Raw genomic sequence first — 16762 nt, forward strand, 5'->3', positions numbered from 1 at the left:
CGCCCCGGTTCCGGAAGTGCTGTGTGACGTTTCCGACTCGTTTGATCGATCAAACGGGTCGCAACCGTCACGGGGCCTCTCCGCGGCGCCCCGAGAGCCTGAAATCCAGTGCCGTACAACGCCTGCCCGCGGAGACCGTGCGTACAGCCTGACCCAGAGCTTTGCGCGAACCGACGAGGACCACCAGCTTCTTGGCGCGTGTCACTGCGGTGTAGAGCAGGTTGCGCTGCAACATCATCCAGGCGCCCGTGGTGACCGGGATCACCACGGCCGGGTACTCGCTGCCCTGGGAGCGGTGGATCGTCACGGCGTACGCGTGGGCCAGTTCGTCCAGTTCGTCGAAGTCGTAGGGGACTTCCTCGTCCTCGTCGGTCAGGACGGTGAGCCGCTGTTCGTCGGGGTCGAGGGCGGTGACGACGCCGACCGTGCCGTTGAAGACGCCGTTTCGCCCCTTCTCGTAGTTGTTGCGGATCTGGGTGACCTTGTCGCCGACGCGGAAGACCCGGCCGCCGAACCGCTTCTCCGGCAGGCCGGGCCGGGCGGGGGTGATGGCCTGCTGGAGGAGGCCGTTGAGGTTTCCGGCGCCCGCCGGGCCGCGGTGCATGGGCGCCAGGACCTGGACGTCACGGCGCGGGTCGAGGCCGAACTTGCGGGGGATGCGGTGGGCCGCGACGTCCACCGTGAGGCGGCCGGCCTCCTCGGTCTCCTCCTCGACGAAGAGGAAGAAGTCCCTCATGCCCTGGGTGAGGGGCGGGACGCCGGAGTTGATGCGGTGGGCGTTGGTGACCACGCCCGACTCCTGGGCCTGCCGGAAGATGCGGGTGAGGCGGACGGCGGGGACCGGGCTGCCCTCGCTGAGCATGTCCCGCAGGACCTCCCCCGCGCCGACGCTCGGCAGCTGGTCCACATCGCCGACGAAGAGCAGATGGGCGCCGGGCGGGACGGCCTTGACCAGTTTGTTGGCCAGGAGCAGGTCGAGCATCGAGGCCTCGTCGACCACGACCAGATCGGCGTCGAGGGGCCGGTCCTTGTCGTACGCCGCGTCGCCTCCGGGTTTCAGTTCGAGCAGGCGGTGGACCGTCGAGGCCTCGGCGCCGGTGAGCTCGGCGAGGCGCTTGGCGGCGCGGCCGGTGGGGGCGGCGAGGACGACCTTGACGTTCTTGGCGCGGGCCAGTTCGACGATGGAGCGGACCGTGAAGGACTTGCCGCAGCCGGGCCCGCCGGTCAGGACGGCGACCTTCCGGGTCAGCGCGAGCCGCACCGCCGCTTCCTGCTCGGGCGCGAGCTCGGCCCCGGTGCGGTCCGCGAGCCAACCGAGCGCCTTGTCCCACGCGACGTCCCGGAAGGCGGGCATGCGGTCCTCGGGGGTCTTCAGGAGACGCAGCAGCTGCCCGGCGAGGGACAGTTCGGCCCGGTGGAAGGGGACCAGGTAGACGGCGGTGATGTCGCCGTCGTCCGGGCCGGGGACGGCTTCGCGGACGACGCCTTCCTCCTCCCCGGCGAGCTCGGCGAGGCAGTCGATGACGAGGCCGGTGTCGACCTGGAGCAGCTTCACCGCGTCGGTGATGAGGCGCTCCTCGGGGAGGTAGCAGTTGCCCTGGTCGGTGGATTGCGAAAGGGCGTACTGGAGACCGGCCTTGACGCGCTCCGGGCTGTCGTGCGGGATACCGACGGACTGGGCGATGCGGTCGGCGGTGAGGAAGCCGATGCCCCAGACGTCGGCGGCTAGGCGGTACGGCTCGTTCTTCACCACGGAGATCGACGCGTCGCCGTACTTCTTGTAGATGCGCACGGCGATGGAGGTGGAGACGCCGACTCCCTGGAGGAAGACCATGACCTCCTTGATGGCCTTCTGCTCCTCCCAGGCGGCGGCGATCATCTTCGTCCGCTTGGGGCCGAGGCCGGGCACTTCCACGAGCCGCTTCGGCTCGGTCTCGATGATGTCGAGGGTGTCCACGCCGAAGTGGGTGGTGATCCGGTCGGCCATCACGGGGCCGATGCCCTTGATGAGGCCGGAGCCGAGATAGCGGCGGATGCCCTGGATGGTGGCGGGCAGCACCGTCGTGTAGTTCTCGACGGTGAACTGCTTGCCGTACTGCGGGTGGGAGCCCCAGCGGCCCTGCATCCGCAGGGACTCGCCGGCCTGGGCGCCGAGCAGCGAACCGACGACGGTGAGCAGGTCGCCGGCGCCGCGGCCGGTGTCGACGCGCGCGACCGTGTACCCGGTCTCCTCATTGGCGTACGTAATGCGTTCGAGGACGCCCTCGACCACCGCCGTCGCTACAGCTGGACTCGACATGATCCGACGCTACCGCCCGGCACCGACAACGCGGACAGCCTGTGGATAACTTTCGAAGGGAGAGGGCGTGAGCGGGCGACGCACGAAGGGGCCCGGTCCTTCGACCGGGCCCCTTCGATCCCTCCCCCATGTGCCAGAAGCCCCCCGGAATCCCCCCGGATTTCCCCCTCGGAAAGTCCTGACACCAAGTACGACACGTGTCGTGCCCAAAGGGTTGCACGGCGTTGCCGAGAAAATTTCCGTGGAGGGCTTCCGGGTGCCGACGCGCGGGGGCGGACGTAGCGTTTGATCCAGGAGTGCTGACGTCCGGTCGGACGCCCCCTGGAGCCTCTAGAGCCTGGAGAGATGATGTTCGGTGTCGTCACGAAGTTGAGCAGGCCGGTGGCCAAGGCGATCTCCAAGAAGACCGGCATCCCCGTGCAGACCGTCACGCGCGGCATCGAGATGCTCGCCCCGGTCGTGATCGCGGTGGTCTCCAAGAAGGCGGCGCGCCGGAAGGGCGGCAAGGGATAACCGGCCGGAGGGCATCCCTCACGCGCATGCGCGGAAGCGCTCCGCCGTCTCCCGCAGCACCTCACCCCCGTCCCGCGCCCACAGCGCCTCGTTGAAGATCTCGACCTCGATCGGGCCGTCGTACCCGGCGGCCTCCACCAAAGCCCGGAAGGCCTTGAAGTCGACGCTGCCGTCGCCCAGTTGCCCCCGGCCGAGCAGCACGCCCGCAGGCAACGGCGTGATCCAGTCCGCCAGTTGGAAGGCGTGCAGCCGCCCGCCGCGCCCCGCCCGTGCGATCTGCGCGGGCGCCCGGTCGTCCCACCAGACGTGGTACGTGTCCACGACCACACCCACCTGGTGCGCGGGGAAGCGCTCCGCCAGGTCGAGGGCCTGCCCGAGCGTGGAGACCACGCAGCGGTCGGCGGCGAACATCGGGTGCAACGGCTCGATGGCCAGGCGTACGCCCCGCTGCTCGGCGTAGGGCCCGAGGAGTGCGAGGGCCTCCGCGACGCGCTCCCGTGCCCCGGCCAGGTCGCGGCTGCCGGGCGGCAGGCCGCCCGAGACGAGGACCAGTGTGTCCGTGCCGAGGGCCGCCGCCTCGTCGATCGCCGCGCGGTTGTCGTCCAGGGCACGCGCGCGTGCCGCCTCTTCGGTGTCCGTGAAGAAGCCGCCCCGGCACAGGCTGGTGACCGTGAGGCCGGAGTCGCGCATGAGGCGGGCGGTGCGCTCGACCCCGTACTCCTGGACCGGCGTGCGCCACAGGCCGACGGCCGTGATGCCCTCCTTGGCGCAGCCCTCGGCGAGGTCGGGGAGGGAGAGCTGCCTGACGGTCTCCTGGTTGAGGCTGAGGCGCGACAGCGGCAACGCGGAAGGCGGCGCGGTGCTCATTGCGGTACTCCATGGACGGTCAGCAGCGAGCGCATCCGGGACGCCGCCAGGGTGGGGTCGGGGAACAGGCCGAGGCCGTCGGCCAGTTCGTAGGCGCGGGCGAGGTGCGGGAGCGAGCGGGCCGACTGGAGGCCGCCCACCATCGTGAAGTGTGTCTGGTGCCCGGCCAGCCAGGCCAGGAACACCACGCCGGTCTTGTAGTAGCGCGTGGGGTTCCGGAAGAGGTGGCGGGAGAGCTCGACGGTGGGGTCGAGGAGAGCGCGGAAGCCCTGCGCGTCGCCGGTGTCCAGGACGCGCACCGCCTCGGCGGCGAGTGGCCCGAGCGGGTCGAAGACGCCGAGCAGCGCGTGGCTGAAGCCGTGGCCGTCGCCCGCGATCAGCTCGGGGTAGTGGAAGTCGTCGCCGGTGTAGCAGCGCACGCCCTGCGGGAGGCGGCGGCGCAGGGCGACCTCGCGGTCCGCGTCCAGGAGCGAGATCTTGATGCCGTCGACCTTGTCGGGGTGGGCGGCGATGACGTCCAAGAAGGTGTCGGTCGCCGCGTCCAGGTCGGCCGAGCCCCAGTAGCCCTCAAGGGCTGGGTCGAACATGGGGCCGAGCCAGTGCAGGATCACCGGCTCGCTCGCCTGGCGCAGGAGGTGGCCGTACGTCTCGGCGTAGTCGTCCGGGGAGGTGGCCGTGGCGGCGAGGGCGCGCGACGCCATCAGGATCGCCTGGGCGCCGGCCGCCTCGACGAGGGCGAGCTGCTCCTCGTACGCCTGGACGATCTGCGGCAGCTTCGCGGGCAGGGTCGGCCGGCCGGTTGTCAACTGGCCGGTTGCCAGCTGGGCGGTTGGCTGTTGGTCGGTTGACAGCTGGGCGGTTGGCAGTTGGTCGGTTGACAGCTGGGCGGTTGACAGTTGGTCGGTGCCGACGCCGCACGCGATGCGGCCGCCGACCGCCTTCGCCTCGGCGGCCGAGCGGCGGATGAGCTCGGCGGCGCCCGGCCAGTCCAGGCCCATGCCGCGCTGGGCGGTGTCCATGGCCTCGGCGACGCCCAGTCCGTGCGACCACAGGTGGTGGCGGAAGGCGAGCGTGGCGTCCCAGTCGACGGCGGCGGGGCCGTCGGGGGAGACGTCCGCGAACGGGTCGGCGACGACGTGGGCGGCGGAGTAGACGGTGCGGGAGGTGAACGGCGGGCCGTCGGCGGCGATACGGAGAGGCTCGCCCCGTGGGGTGTACGCGCGCGTGCCGCCTCCCTCGGCGGGCAGCAGCACCTGGAGGGGCCGGGTCACAGCTCGATCTCCGGCACGTCGAGGCGGCGGCCCTCGGCGGAGGACCTCAGGCCCAGCTCGGCGAGTTGCACGCCGCGCGCGCCCGCGAGGAGGTCCCAGCGGTAGGGCGCGTCGGCGTAGACGTGCTTGAGGAAGAGCTCCCACTGCGCCTTGAAGCCGTTGTCGAACCCGGTGTCGAACTCGGTGTTGTCCGGGACCTCCTGCCACTGGTCGCGGAAGGAGTGGGTGGTGGGCAGGTCGGGGTTCCAGACCGGCTTCGGTGTCGCGCTGCGGTGCTGTACGCGGCAGTCGCGCAGCCCCGCGACGGCGGAGCCCTCGGTGCCGTCGACCTGGAACTCCACCAGCTCGTCGCGGTGGACGCGCACCGCCCAGGAGGAGTTGATCTGCGCGATCACGCCGCCGTCCAGCTCGAAGACTCCGTACGCGGCGTCGTCGGCGGTGGCGTCGTAGGGCTTGCCGCGCTCGTCCCAGCGCTGCGGGATGTGCGTGGCGGTCAGCGCCTGGACGGTGCGGACGCGGCCGAACAGCTCGTGCAGGACGTACTCCCAGTGCGGGAACATGTCGACGACGATGCCGCCGCCGTCCTCGGCGCGGTAGTTCCAGGAGGGGCGCTGGGCGGGCTGCCAGTCGCCCTCGAAGACCCAGTAGCCGAACTCGCCGCGCACGGACAGGACGCGGCCGAAGAAGCCGCCGTCGATGAGCCGCTTCAGCTTGAGCAGGCCCGGCAGGAAGAGCTTGTCCTGGACGACGCCGTGCTTGACGCCGGCGTCCCTGGCCAGGCGGGCGAGGCCGAGGGCGGCGTCCAGGCCGGTGGCGGTCGGCTTCTCGGTGTAGAGGTGCTTGCCCGCGGCGATGGCCTTCTTGAGGGCGTCCTCGCGGGCGGAGGTGACCTGCGCGTCGAAGTAGATGTCGACGCCCGGGTCGGCGAGGACCGCGTCGAGATCGGTCGAGAAGTGCTCCAGGCCGTGCTGTTCGGCGAGGGCGCGCAGCGCGTGCTCCCTGCGGCCCACCAGGACCGGCTCGGGCCACAGCACTGTGCCGTCGCCGAGGTCGAGGCCGCCCTGTGCGCGGAGGGCGAGGATCGAGCGGACGAGGTGCTGGCGGTGGCCCATGCGTCCGGTGACGCCGTTCATGGCGATGCGCACCGTCTTGCGTGTCACGAAAGTCCCTCCGTAAGCGGATGGTGAGCGCTTTTCCGGCGTGCGTAGCATGCTCAGCGCGCATAGCAAGCGCTTTCTATCTACGGAGAAGCTAGCCTGCCGCACAGGGTCCGGACAAGGGTGCCGGGCCGGCGCAGTGACCGGAGGGCGACTCGATGACCGTGACCTTGGCGGACGTGGCGGCGCGCGCGCAGGTCTCCCCCGCCACCGTCTCCCGCGTACTGAACGGCAACTACCCCGTGGCCGCCGCCACCCGCGAGCGGGTCCTGCGGGCCGTGGACGATCTCGACTACGTCCTGAACGGCCCCGCGAGCGCGCTCGCCGCGGCCACCTCCGACCTGGTCGGCATCCTCGTCAACGACATCGCCGACCCCTTCTTCGGGATCATGGCGGGTGCCGTGCAGTCCGAGATCGGCGGGCCGGGCGGCCGCGCGGGCGGGGAGCGGATGGCGGTGGTCTGCAACACCGGAGGCTCCCCGGAGCGCGAGCTGACCTATCTCACGCTCCTCCAGCGCCAACGCGCCGCCGCGGTGATCCTGACCGGTGGCGCCATCGAGGACGCCGAGCACGCCGCCGTGATCTCGGGGAAGCTGCGGCGCCTCGCGGAGGCGGGCACCCGGGTGGTGCTGTGCGGGCGGCCGCCCTCGCCGGACACGGACGCGGTGGCGCTCACCTTCGACAACCGCGGGGGCGGCCGGCGGCTCACCGAGCACCTGCTGGGCCTCGGCCACCGGCGTGTCGGCTACATCGCGGGCCCCCGCGAACGGACCACCACCCGGCACCGCCTGGAGGGCCACCGCGCGGCGCTGGCCGCGCACGGCGTCGAGGACGACCCCGCGCTCACCGTGCACGGCCCCTACGACCGGCGTTCGGGATACGACGCCACGGACGAACTGCTGCGCCGCGCCCCGGACTTGACGGCCGTCGTCGCCGCCAACGACACGGTCGCGCTCGGCGCGTGCGCCGCGCTGCGGGACAAGGGGCTGCGGATCCCCGACGACGTCTCGGTGGCGGGCTTCGACGACCTGCCGTTCAGCATCGACGCCGTGCCCGCGCTCACGACGGTACGGCTGCCGCTGCACGAGGCGGGCGCGCGGGCGGGCCGCATCGCCATGGGCAAGGAGGAGCCGCCGCCGGGGGGTGTGGCGACGGTGCACGGGGAGTTGATGGTGCGGGGGTCCACGGCGGGGCCGCGGTAGGGGTTCTCAGCTCGGGGGGGCTCGGGGGCTACGGCCGGGTCTTCGGCCGGGGTCTACGGCCGGGGATTTCGGCCGGGTCCTCGGCCGGGAATTTCGGCCGGGCCCTCGGCCAGGGATTTCAGCCGGGTCCTCGGCCGGGGTCTTCAGCCGGGGTCTTCAGCCGGGGTTTTCGGCCGGGGCTTCGGCCGGTGTCTGCGGCCGGTGTCTACGGCCGGGGTCTTCAGGCGGGTTCTCAGCTCGGGGGAGGCTCGGGGGCTACGGCCGGGTCGGCCGGGGGCTACGGCCGGGTCTTCGGCCGGGGTCTTCAGGCGGGTCCTCGGCCGGGAATTTCGGCCGGGTCTTCGGCCGGGGTCTTCAGCCGGGGTCTACGGCCGGGTCCTCGGCCAGGGATTTCAGCCGGGTCCTCGGCCGGGGTCTTCAGCCGGGGTTTTCGGCCGGGGCTTCGGCCGGTGTCTACGGCCGGGGTCTTCAGCCGGGCCCTCCGCCGGGGTTTCGGCCGGGGCTTCGGCCGGTGTCTACGGCCGGGGCTTCGGCCGGGCCCTCGGCTCACAGCAATCCCCCGATCACTCTCACCCCCTCCGCGATCTGCGTCGGGCTGCCGGCCGCGTAGCCGAGGACCAGGCCTGGTGGGTGCGGGAGTTGGGTGTGCCACGACAGGGGGTGGACCTTGACGCCGTGGGCCAGGGCTGCGGTGGCGAGGTCGGCGTCGGAGCCCGCGTACGTCTGCTCGTACGTCTGCTCGTACGTCTGCTCGTACGTCTGCTCGTACGTCTGGCCGTACGTCTGGCCGTACGTCTGGCCGTACATCTGGCCGTACATCTGGCCGTACATCTGGCCGTCGAGGGTGATCATCAGGTGCAGCCCGGCCGCCGCGCCGTGCACGACCGCCCCCGGCAGATGCGTGCGGATCGCGCCGATCATCGCGTCCCTGCGCCTGCGGTGGTGCCTGCGGATGAGCCGCAGATGGCGCTCCAGGTCGCCGGATTCCATGAGGTGGGCGAGGACGAGCTGCGGCAGGGCCGCGTTGCCGAGGTCGATCAGGCGCTTGGCGTCCACCAGCGCCGCCCGGTACGCGGGCGGTGCGAGCAGCCAGCCCAGGCGCAGGGCGGGCGCGAGGAGCTTGGAGACGCTGCCCGCGTAGCAGACGTGCTCGGGGAGCTGGGCGCGCAGGGCGGGGACGGCGGGGTGGTCGTAGCGGTGCTCGGCGTCGTAGTCGTCCTCGATGACGAGGCCGCCGTCGCGGGCCCAGTCCATCAGCTCGCGGCGCCGCTCGCCGCCGAGCACCACACCGGTGGGGAACTGGTGGGCGGGGGTGAGCAGTACGGCGGGGGCGCCGGTGGCCCGTAGCGCGTCGACGCGGACGCCGTGGGCGTCGACCGGGACGGGCGGGGTGCGCAGGGGCCGCAGATGCTGGCGTACGCCGAGTGATCCCGGCTCCTCGACCGCGACGTCCGTGATCCCCTCGGCGCGCAGGACGTCGACGAGCAGCCGCAGGGCCTGGGCCGTGCCGTTGACGATCATCACGTCGTCCGGGTCGGCGACGATCCCGCGGTTCCGGGAGAGCCAGCGCGCGACGGCGGTACGCAGGGCCGGGGTGCCGCGCGGATCTCCGTACCCGAAGTCGGAGGGTGTCAGCCCGGCCAGCACGGCACGCTCCGCGCGCAGCCAGGCCGCGCGCGGGAAGGCGGCGAGGTCCGGCAGCCCCGGGGTCAGGTCGACGCGGGCGGGCGCGGCGCGCAGGGCGTCGAAGACGCCGAGGTCGGGCGGGGCGGTGAAGAGGTTGTCGGGCGGGGCGGTGAAGAGGCCGAGGTCGGGCGGGGCGGTGAAGAGGCCGAGGTCGGGCGGGGCGGTGGAGAGGCCGGGGCGGCGACCCGGGGGGATCTCTGCGGCACCGCTTGGCCGACGGGCCGGCCGGGGTGGCGGCACGGCGACGACGACGGTGCCGCCCCGGCCGCGCCCGGCCACGTGTCCGTCCTCGGTGAGCCGCCGGTAGGCCTCGGTGACGACGCCGCGCGAGACGCCGAGTTCGGCGGCGAGGGTGCGGGTGGCGGAGCCGGCTGCCGGTGGTGAGACGGCCGTCCGCGATGGCCTCCCTGATCCGCCGCGCCAGCCAGTCGCCGAGGCCGCCCCTCGGGGCCTCGCGGGGGTCGAGCTGGAGGAAGTCGGAGGAGGCGGTGCGGGCGTGCCCGGTGTCCGCGCCGCCGGTTGTTATGGACTGGTCGGAAGAAGATCCATTGGACCTGTTCATGGAGCCATTGTGACGACAGGGTCGAGGCATGGAATTTCTCCTCACCTCCCTCGTCGTCTGTGTGACGCCCGGCACGGGTGTCCTGTTCACGATCGCGGCGGGGCTCTCGCGCGGCACGCGGGCCGCGGTGATCGCGGCCGTCGGCTGCACGCTGGGCGTCGTCCCGCACATGGTGGCCGCGATCACCGGCCTCGCGGCCCTGCTGAACGCCAGCGCGGTCGCCTTCCAGACCCTCAAGTACCTGGGCGTGGCCTACCTCTTGTACATGGCGTGGAGCACGCTGCGGGACAAGAGCGAGCTGACCGCCGAACGGGAGAGCGAGCCGCGCTCGGCGGGCCGCACGATCCTGACGGGCGTACTGATCAACATCCTCAACCCGAAGCTGACGTTGTTCTTCTTCGCGTTCCTGCCGCAGTTCGTGAGCACCGACGAGCCGTACGCGTTCCTGCGCATGACGGAGCTGAGCGCGTACTTCATGCTGATCACGTTCGCGGTCTTCGTGGCGTACGGCCGCTTCGCGGCGGCGATGCGCAACCACGTGATCTCCCGCCCCCGGGTGGTGAGCTGGATGCGGCGCACGTTCGCGGTGGCGTTCGCGGCGCTGGGGGCGCGGCTGGCGTTCCTCTGAGGGACTGGGGCTGCGCCCGCTGCGTACCGCCGTGTCCCCGAGGTCTGGATGTCGTTGACATCACCGGGAAAAGGAGGCTCATATGGCAGTCATGGTCATGGATGCACCTAGCGCCTGGGACGTACTGGACGGCGTCAACCTTCCCCGCGGTTACCGCGTCGAGATCACCGAGGGGAAGATCATCATGACGCCGCAAGGCGAATACCAGTGGAAAGTCATCCTTGAGGCCGCCCCTCAGATCAGGCAGCAGCTCGCCGCCCGTGGCGACATCCTCTCCGACGTCATGATCGACTTCCCGTCCAGTCAGTATGGCTACGCGCCCGACCTGGCGATCATCGCGCCGGGAGCGGAGCGCAACAGCCGTGGCCGCTTCGAGTGGCACAGCCTCGAAGCGGTGCTCGAAGTCGTCTCGAAGAGCAGCCGGGACAACGACTTCGCCAAAAAGGTCCGCCTGTACGCGGAATGCGGCATCCCGGTGTACGTGGTGATCGACCCCGAGGCCGGGGTCTGTACCGTCCACCGCCGCCCCACCCGGACAGGGGCGTACGAGGACGAGACGGAGGTCCCGTTCGGCGCGGACCTCGTCCTGCCGCTCGCCGGGCGGGAGATCACCGTCAAGACGGGGGGTTTCCCGAAGGCCGGTGAGCTCGGCTGAGGGGGGGCGGGGTTGACCGCGGCCACATGGCCGCGCCTACTGTCGGGCTTATGAAATTCGCTTTCTCCACCCTCGGCGTGCCCGGTCTGCCCATTCCCGACGTGCTGCGGCTCGCCACCGATCACGGCTATCAGGGCGTCGAACTGCGCGCGCACCCCGAGGAGCCGGTGCATCCCGGGCTCGGGCTCGTCGAGCGGGCCGACGTGGCCGCCGAGTTCAAGGCCGCCGGCGTCGAGATCCTCACCGTCGCGGGGTACGCGCGCGTGGCGGCGCCCGGTGACGACGAACCCGTCCTCGACGAGCTGAACTCCCTCGTCGGGCTCGCCCGTGACCTCGGCGCCCCCTTCGTCCGCGTCTTCCCCGGCGGCGGCACCGACCAGGACGAGGCGGAGGCCGACGCGACGGCCGCGCGACGGCTCGGCACCGCCGCACGGTACGCCGCCGACGCCGGCGTACGCGTCCTCGTCGAGACCCACGACTCGCACCGCACCGGCGCCGACGTCACCCGCGTCCTCGGCACGGTCGGGCACCGCCAGGTCGGCGCCGTGTGGGACGTGATGCACACCTGGCGCGGCGGCGAGTCCCCCGCCGACACCTTCGCCGCGCTCTCCCCCTACCTCGGCTACGTCCAGGTGAAGGACATCGCCTCGGCGGACGACACGACGCCACTCGCGCTCGGCGCCGGAACCCTGCCGCTCGCCGAGTGCGTGGGCGTACTCAGCGCGGAGGGCTGGGACGGCTGGCTGTGCTGGGAGTACGAGAAGCGGTGGTACGAGCAGGCGGCACCGCTGCCTCAACTGCTCGGTCCCGGCCGGGACTTCCTGTCACGGCTCGTGTCCCGCTCCGGCTGACGCCACCGCGCTGCACGGATGGGCCCTTCGCGGACGGACCCTTCGCGGACGGACCCTTCGCGGACGGACCCTTCGCGGACGGACCCTTCACGGACGGACCCTTCGAGAACGAGGTCAGCGCGACGCCGCCCACCAGCAGGGCGGCCGCGCACCACCTCAGAGCGCTCATCGACTCGCCGAGCACCAGGGCCGCGCCGGACATCCCGAAGACCGGGACGAGCAGGGAGTACGGGGCGACGGTGGACGCCGGGTGGCGGCGCAGCAGGTAGCCCCAGGCGCCGAAGCCGAAGACGGTGGTGATCCAGGCGACGTAGACGATGATGCCCGCGCCCGACCAGTCGAGGGAGCGCAGCGCCTGAAGGTCCCTGGTCGGCCCTTCCAGGAGCAGCGAGAGCCCGAGCAGCGGCAGTACGGGAACGGTGCTCACCCACACCATGAAGTTCAGGGCGTCGGGCGGGGACGCCTTGCGGGTCAGGACGTTGGAGACGCCCCAGCAGGCCGCGGCGCCGATCAGCAGCGCGAAGGCGGTGAGGGCCCCGTCTCCCCCTGGTCGACGGCGGCGACCGCGATGCCCGCGAGGGCGATCACCATGCCCGTCACGCGGACCCGGCCGGGCCGTTCGCCGAGCGCCACGAAGGCGAAGAGGGCGGTGAAGACGGCCTGGATCTGGAGCACCAGGGACGACAGGCCCGCCGGCATCCCCGCGTCCATGCCGATGAAGAGCAGCCCGAACTTGACCACGCCGAGGACCAGCCCGACCCCGACCAGCCACTTCCAGGCCACCTTCGGCCGCCCCACGAAGAAGACGGCGGGCAACGCGGCCACCAGGAAGCGCAGGGCGGAGAAGAGGAGTGGCGGGAAGTGGTCGAGCCCCACTTCGATGACGACGAAGTTGACGCCCCATACGGCGGCGACGAGGACGGCCAGGCAGACATGTGCGGGTCGCATGCGTTGAGGATCACCCGGCCCCAACGTGTAGGACCAGCACGGATCTCTGCATGATTGGATGAAGCAACGCTAATTGGTTGTGTCGCTGAACCGGGAGGCCCCCCGTGCTCGATCTCGCCCGGCTCCGTGCCCTGCACGCCGTCTCCGTGCACGGCACCGTGGGCGCCGCCGCCACCGCGCTCGGCTACACCCCGTCCGCCGTTTCCCAGCAGATAGCGAAGCTGGAGCGGGAGACGCGCACCACCCTCCTTGAGCGCCGCGGCAGAGGTGTCGCGCTCACTGAGGAGGCGCTCCATCTCGCGGACACCGCCCGGCAGTTGATGGCCATCATGGAGCGCGCCGAGACCGAGCTGGAGGAGCGGCGCGGGGTGCCGGCGGGGCGGCTGACCATCGCGGCGTTCGCCTCGGCGGCGCGCGGGCTACTGCCGGGGGCGCTCGCGGAACTCGCCCGGCGCCATCCGGCGCTCGACGCCCGTATGTCGGAGATCGACCCGCACCTCTCCATCGACCTGGTCGCCAAGGGCGCGGTCGACGTGGCGGTCGTCCACGACTGGGACATCGCGCCCCTGCCGACTCCGCCCGGCGTCGAACAGGCGGTCATCGGCGACGACTTCTGCGACCTCGTCGTCCCGGACGGGCACCGGCTCGCGGGGCGTACGTCGGTGCGGCGCGAGGAGTTGAAGGGCGAACGCTGGATCACCCAGCCGCCGGGGCTCGTCTGCCACGAGTGGCTGGTGCGGACTCTGCGTGAGGCGGGTTGCGAGCCCCACATCGCCCACCAGGCGGAGGAGAACCCGACGCTGGTCGCGCTCGTCGCGGCGGGGCTCGGCATCGCGCTCGTACCGCGGCTGGGGCGCGGCCCGATCCCGGACGGCGCGGTCACCGTCCGGCTCGAACCGGTGCCGGTGCGGCGGCTGTACGTGCTGTGGCGCGCGGGGGCGGCGCGGCGGCCTGCCATCACGGAGACGGTACGGGTGCTGCGGGCGCGCTGGGCGGCGTGACGGTGCGCTGTGGCTTCGGGTACCGCAAGGACCTTTCCCACCCGACACCCGCCACCCGCCACCCGCCACCCGCCACCCGCCACCCGCCAGCCGAACCGCCCCGAAGAGCCGCCGCCCACCGGCCACCCGCCCGCCGAGGCCGCACCCCGCGGCCCCGCGCACCGCACGGACCTCTCCCCAGCCACCCGCCCGTCACCCGGCAGCCGGACCGTCCCGAACAGACCCCGCCGTCCTTGACCGGCAGAAATCTTCGGGATATCCGTGAACCCTGAAAGTTTCCTCCGGCCCCACCAGGAGCGCCCGTGTCCCGACCCGACGACGACCGGCTCCTCGGCCTCATCGCCAAGATGTCCCTGGAGGAGAAAGTCGGCCAGCTCTTCGTGATGCACGTGTACGGGCACACGGCCACCGATCCCGACCACGGCGACGTCGACACCAACCTCAGGGAACTCGGCGTCCGCGACGCCGCCGAACTCATCGCCCGCTACCACCTCGGCGGCGTCATCTACTTCGGCTGGGCCCACAACACCCGCTCCCCGCACCAGATCGCCGCCCTCTCCCGCGGCATCCAGGAGGCCGCGGCGAAGGCCCTGCCCTCCGGCGTCCCCGTACTGATCTCCGTGGACCAGGAACACGGCGCCGTGGCCCGCGTCGGCGCCCCGGCGACGCTGCTGCCGGGCGCGATGGCCCTCGGCGCCTCCGGTTCGCACGAGTACGCGCGCGAGGCGGCCCGTATCGCGGGCGCCGAGCTGCACGCCCTCGGCATCCGCCAGGACCACGCCCCGGACGCCGACGTGAACATCGACCCGGCCAACCCCGTCATCGGCGTACGCTCCTTCGGCGCCGACCCCGAAGCCGTCGCGGGTTTCGTGGCCGCCCAGATCGAGGGCTACCGGAGCGCGGGCGTCGCGACCGCGGCCAAGCACTTTCCGGGGCACGGCGACACCACCGACGACAGCCACACCGACCTGCCGCACATCCACCACACCCGCGAGGAGTGGGACCGCTACGACGCGCCGCCCTTCCGGGCCGCGATCGCCGCGGGCGTGGACTCCGTGATGACCGCGCACATCGTGGTGCCGGCCCTGGACCCGTCGGGCGATCCGGCGACGCTCTCGTACCCGATCGTGACGGGCATCTTGCGCGAGGAGCTGGGCTACGACGGCGTGATCACCACCGACTCACTGGCGATGCGCGGGGTCCGCACCAAGTACGGCGACGACCGCGTGGCCGTGCTCGCGCTCAAGGCGGGCGTGGACCAGCTGCTCAACCCGCCGCAGCCGCGGGTCGCCTGGGACGCCGTGCTCCGGGCCGTCAGGGACGGCGAGCTGACGGAGGAGCGCGTCGAGGAATCGGTCCTGCGCGTCCTGCGCATGAAGGCGCGGGTCGGGCTGCTGCCCGAGGACGGCGCCGCGCACCAGGAGATCACGGCGGACGCGGTGGACGCCGAGGTGGGCTCCGCGGTGGACGCCGCGGTGGGCTCCGCAGTGGACGCCGAGGTGGGCTCCCCGGAGAACGCCGAGGTGGGCTCCGCGGTGGACGCCGAGGTGGGCTCCGCAGTGGACGCCGTGGTGGGGTCTCCTGCCCATCTCGCCGCCGCCGACCGCATCGCGGAGGCGACGACGACGCTGCTGGAGAACGCCGGGGGCCTGCTGCCGCTCTCGCCCGATACGCACCGCGACGTGCTGGTGGTGGGCGCAGACCCGCGTTCGCCGTCCGGTACGACGGGCCCTCCGACCACGGTCCTCGCGGACACCCTCACCTGCCTCGGCTTCACGGCCACGGCCCTGTCCACGGGCACGGCCCCGGACGCCACGGCGGTGGAGAAGGCCGTGGCGGCGGCGCGGGGCAAGCACGCGGTGCTCGTCACCACGTACAACGTCGCGACGCACACCGCCACGGCACGCGACAACACCCAGGCCGCCAACACCGCCCTGGACACAGGCCCCGCCGCCCAGAAGGCTCCGGCGGCAACCGAGGACGGCCAGATCGCCCTGGTGGCCGCCCTCAAGGCCACCGGCGTCCCCGTGATCACCCTCGCCGTCCGCAACCCGTACGACGTGGCCCGGCTGCCCACCGTCGACGCCGCGCTCGCCGCGTACTGCTGGACGGACGTCGAGCTGCGCGCCGCCGCCCGGGTGATCGCGGGCCGCGCCGCCCCGCGCGGCCGGCTGCCGGTGCCGGTGCGGCGGGCGGACGACCCGGCGCAGGTGCTGTACCCGATCGGCCACGGGCTGGCGTACTGAGGCGTACGCCGGGACCCCGCCGCGCCACCACCCGATGCCCCAAAGCGCCCGGTGCCGCTGGCGTGGCCCGCCGCGCCGGGCCACACGCTGGGGGCACATGGCGGGGGCGCATGTCGGGGGACACATGTCGGGGGGAACGGCCATGCTTGCCTGCACCAACACGGCACGGCGGCCGCGTACGGCCGGGGCGACGCTCGCCGCGCTGCTGCTCGCCGCCGCGGTGGCGCTGACCGGGGTGACCGGGTGTCAGAAGTCCGGCGGTTCAGGCGGTTCCGGCGGTTCAGGCGGTCCGGGGGCGGGCCGCGGCGGCGACCGGGCGCCGGTGGCCTCGCGGCCGACGACCGGCTTCGGCGCGGTGTTCCTCGCCGTCGGCGAGTGCAGTTCGCGGGGGCGCGAGACGTTCACGGAGGTGCCGTGCACCAGCGAGCGGGCGGCGGCGCGGGTCGTCGCCCGGCACGACGGCGGGGCCGGGCAGCGCCCCGCCTGCCCGGCGCGCACGGACTTCGTGCTGCACATCAGCGAGAGCAGGCCCGCCGTCGACGAGGACGGCGACGGCACGGTCCCGCGCGGCCACGCCTGCATGCGGAACCTGGAGCCCCCGCACCCCGGCGACCCCGGAGGCGGGGGCGGCCCGCGGACCGTCGTCGGGGACTGCGTGTACGGCGCGGGGCGCGGCGAGGTGCGGGAGACGGCCTGCGACGGCTCCGGGAAGCGGGAACCGGAGTACCGCGTGGCGTCGGCGGTGCGGAGCCGGGCGGCCTGCGGGGCTTCGACCGCCCTGTACGTGGCGCTGGGCGGGGCCCGTCCCGTCGGGTGCGCCGTGCGGGTGTGACGGCACGGGGCTCCGCCCCGGACCCCGCTCCTCAAACGCCGGAG

13 protein-coding genes and 1 pseudogene are annotated in these 16762 nt (G+C 72.7%); 8 read left to right on the plus strand and 6 right to left on the minus strand.

The genetic code is table 11. From position 1 onward, the window contains the following. Nucleotides 1–67 precede the first annotated feature (67 nt). The gene (locus ACOBQB_RS22835; protein WP_423594002.1) at nt 68–2299 is read right to left on the minus strand and encodes an ATP-dependent RecD-like DNA helicase; all 2232 of its coding nucleotides are present in this window, start codon (nt 2297–2299) and stop codon (nt 68–70) included. A 345-nt stretch (nt 2300–2644) separates the two neighbouring features. On the opposite strand from ACOBQB_RS22835, the gene ACOBQB_RS22840 reads away from it, so the two are divergent. Continuing rightward, complete coding sequence (locus tag ACOBQB_RS22840; protein WP_423594003.1) at nt 2645–2812, plus strand: hypothetical protein; 168 nt, start codon at nt 2645–2647, stop codon at nt 2810–2812. Nucleotides 2813–2830: 18 nt separating this feature from the next. Here the strand turns inward: ACOBQB_RS22840 and ACOBQB_RS22845 are convergent, their stop codons facing one another. Genes ACOBQB_RS22845 through ACOBQB_RS22855 form a run of 3 tightly spaced genes read right to left on the minus strand, consistent with a single transcriptional unit; the run spans nt 2831 to nt 6110 of the window. Continuing rightward, nucleotides 2831–3679, minus strand: a complete 849-nt coding sequence (locus tag ACOBQB_RS22845; RefSeq protein WP_423594004.1) for a sugar phosphate isomerase/epimerase family protein — start codon at nt 3677–3679, stop codon at nt 2831–2833. Beyond that, a complete protein-coding gene (locus tag ACOBQB_RS22850; protein ID WP_423594005.1) occupies nt 3676–4950 on the minus strand; it encodes a dihydrodipicolinate synthase family protein in 1275 nt (424 codons plus the stop codon). The genes ACOBQB_RS22845 and ACOBQB_RS22850 overlap by 4 nt, the downstream gene beginning before the upstream one ends. Then, the gene (locus ACOBQB_RS22855) at nt 4947–6110 is read right to left on the minus strand and encodes a Gfo/Idh/MocA family protein (protein WP_423594006.1); all 1164 of its coding nucleotides are present in this window, start codon (nt 6108–6110) and stop codon (nt 4947–4949) included. Before ACOBQB_RS22855 ends, ACOBQB_RS22850 begins: the two co-directional genes overlap by 4 nt. Nucleotides 6111–6265: 155 nt before the next feature. Here ACOBQB_RS22855 and ACOBQB_RS22860 point away from each other — a divergent pair, with 155 nt between their 5' ends. Beyond that, nucleotides 6266–7309 (plus strand): LacI family DNA-binding transcriptional regulator, encoded by a 1044-nt coding sequence (locus tag ACOBQB_RS22860; protein WP_423594007.1) that lies wholly within the window; start codon nt 6266–6268, stop codon nt 7307–7309. A gap of 546 nt (nt 7310–7855) precedes the next feature. Here ACOBQB_RS22860 and ACOBQB_RS22865 read toward each other — a convergent pair. Continuing rightward, the gene (locus ACOBQB_RS22865) at nt 7856–9274 is read right to left on the minus strand and encodes a PLP-dependent aminotransferase family protein (protein WP_423594008.1); all 1419 of its coding nucleotides are present in this window, start codon (nt 9272–9274) and stop codon (nt 7856–7858) included. Between the two features lie 311 nt (nt 9275–9585). On the opposite strand from ACOBQB_RS22865, the gene ACOBQB_RS22870 reads away from it, so the two are divergent. The 3 genes from ACOBQB_RS22870 (at nt 9586) to ACOBQB_RS22880 (ending at nt 11691) form a co-directional block, all read left to right on the plus strand. Then, nucleotides 9586–10185 (plus strand): LysE family translocator, encoded by a 600-nt coding sequence (locus ACOBQB_RS22870; protein WP_423594009.1) that lies wholly within the window; start codon nt 9586–9588, stop codon nt 10183–10185. A 97-nt stretch (nt 10186–10282) separates the two neighbouring features. Beyond that, nucleotides 10283–10840 (plus strand): Uma2 family endonuclease, encoded by a 558-nt coding sequence (locus ACOBQB_RS22875; RefSeq protein WP_423594010.1) that lies wholly within the window; start codon nt 10283–10285, stop codon nt 10838–10840. A 50-nt stretch (nt 10841–10890) separates the two neighbouring features. Then, complete coding sequence (locus ACOBQB_RS22880; RefSeq protein WP_423594011.1) at nt 10891–11691, plus strand: sugar phosphate isomerase/epimerase family protein; 801 nt, start codon at nt 10891–10893, stop codon at nt 11689–11691. 82 nt (nt 11692–11773) lie between these two features. Here ACOBQB_RS22880 and ACOBQB_RS22885 read toward each other — a convergent pair. Further along, nucleotides 11774–12639: pseudogene (locus ACOBQB_RS22885) on the minus strand (EamA family transporter); the annotation flags it as partial. A gap of 104 nt (nt 12640–12743) precedes the next feature. On the opposite strand from ACOBQB_RS22885, the gene ACOBQB_RS22890 reads away from it, so the two are divergent. The 3 genes from ACOBQB_RS22890 to ACOBQB_RS22900 all read left to right on the plus strand — a co-directional run bounded on the left by ACOBQB_RS22890 (nt 12744) and on the right by ACOBQB_RS22900 (nt 16718). Next, a complete protein-coding gene (locus tag ACOBQB_RS22890; RefSeq protein ID WP_423594012.1) occupies nt 12744–13640 on the plus strand; it encodes a LysR family transcriptional regulator in 897 nt (298 codons plus the stop codon). Between the two features lie 347 nt (nt 13641–13987). Beyond that, nucleotides 13988–15886: a glycoside hydrolase family 3 protein gene (locus ACOBQB_RS22895; RefSeq protein WP_423598679.1), complete on the plus strand. Its 1899-nt coding sequence runs from the start codon at nt 13988–13990 to the stop codon at nt 15884–15886. A 142-nt stretch (nt 15887–16028) separates the two neighbouring features. Further along, nucleotides 16029–16718, plus strand: a complete 690-nt coding sequence (locus ACOBQB_RS22900) for a hypothetical protein (RefSeq protein WP_423594013.1) — start codon at nt 16029–16031, stop codon at nt 16716–16718. Nucleotides 16719–16762 lie beyond the last annotated feature (44 nt).

The organism is Streptomyces sp. G5(2025), from assembly GCF_049542075.1.
Taxonomy (GTDB): Bacteria; Actinomycetota; Actinomycetes; order Streptomycetales; family Streptomycetaceae; genus Streptomyces.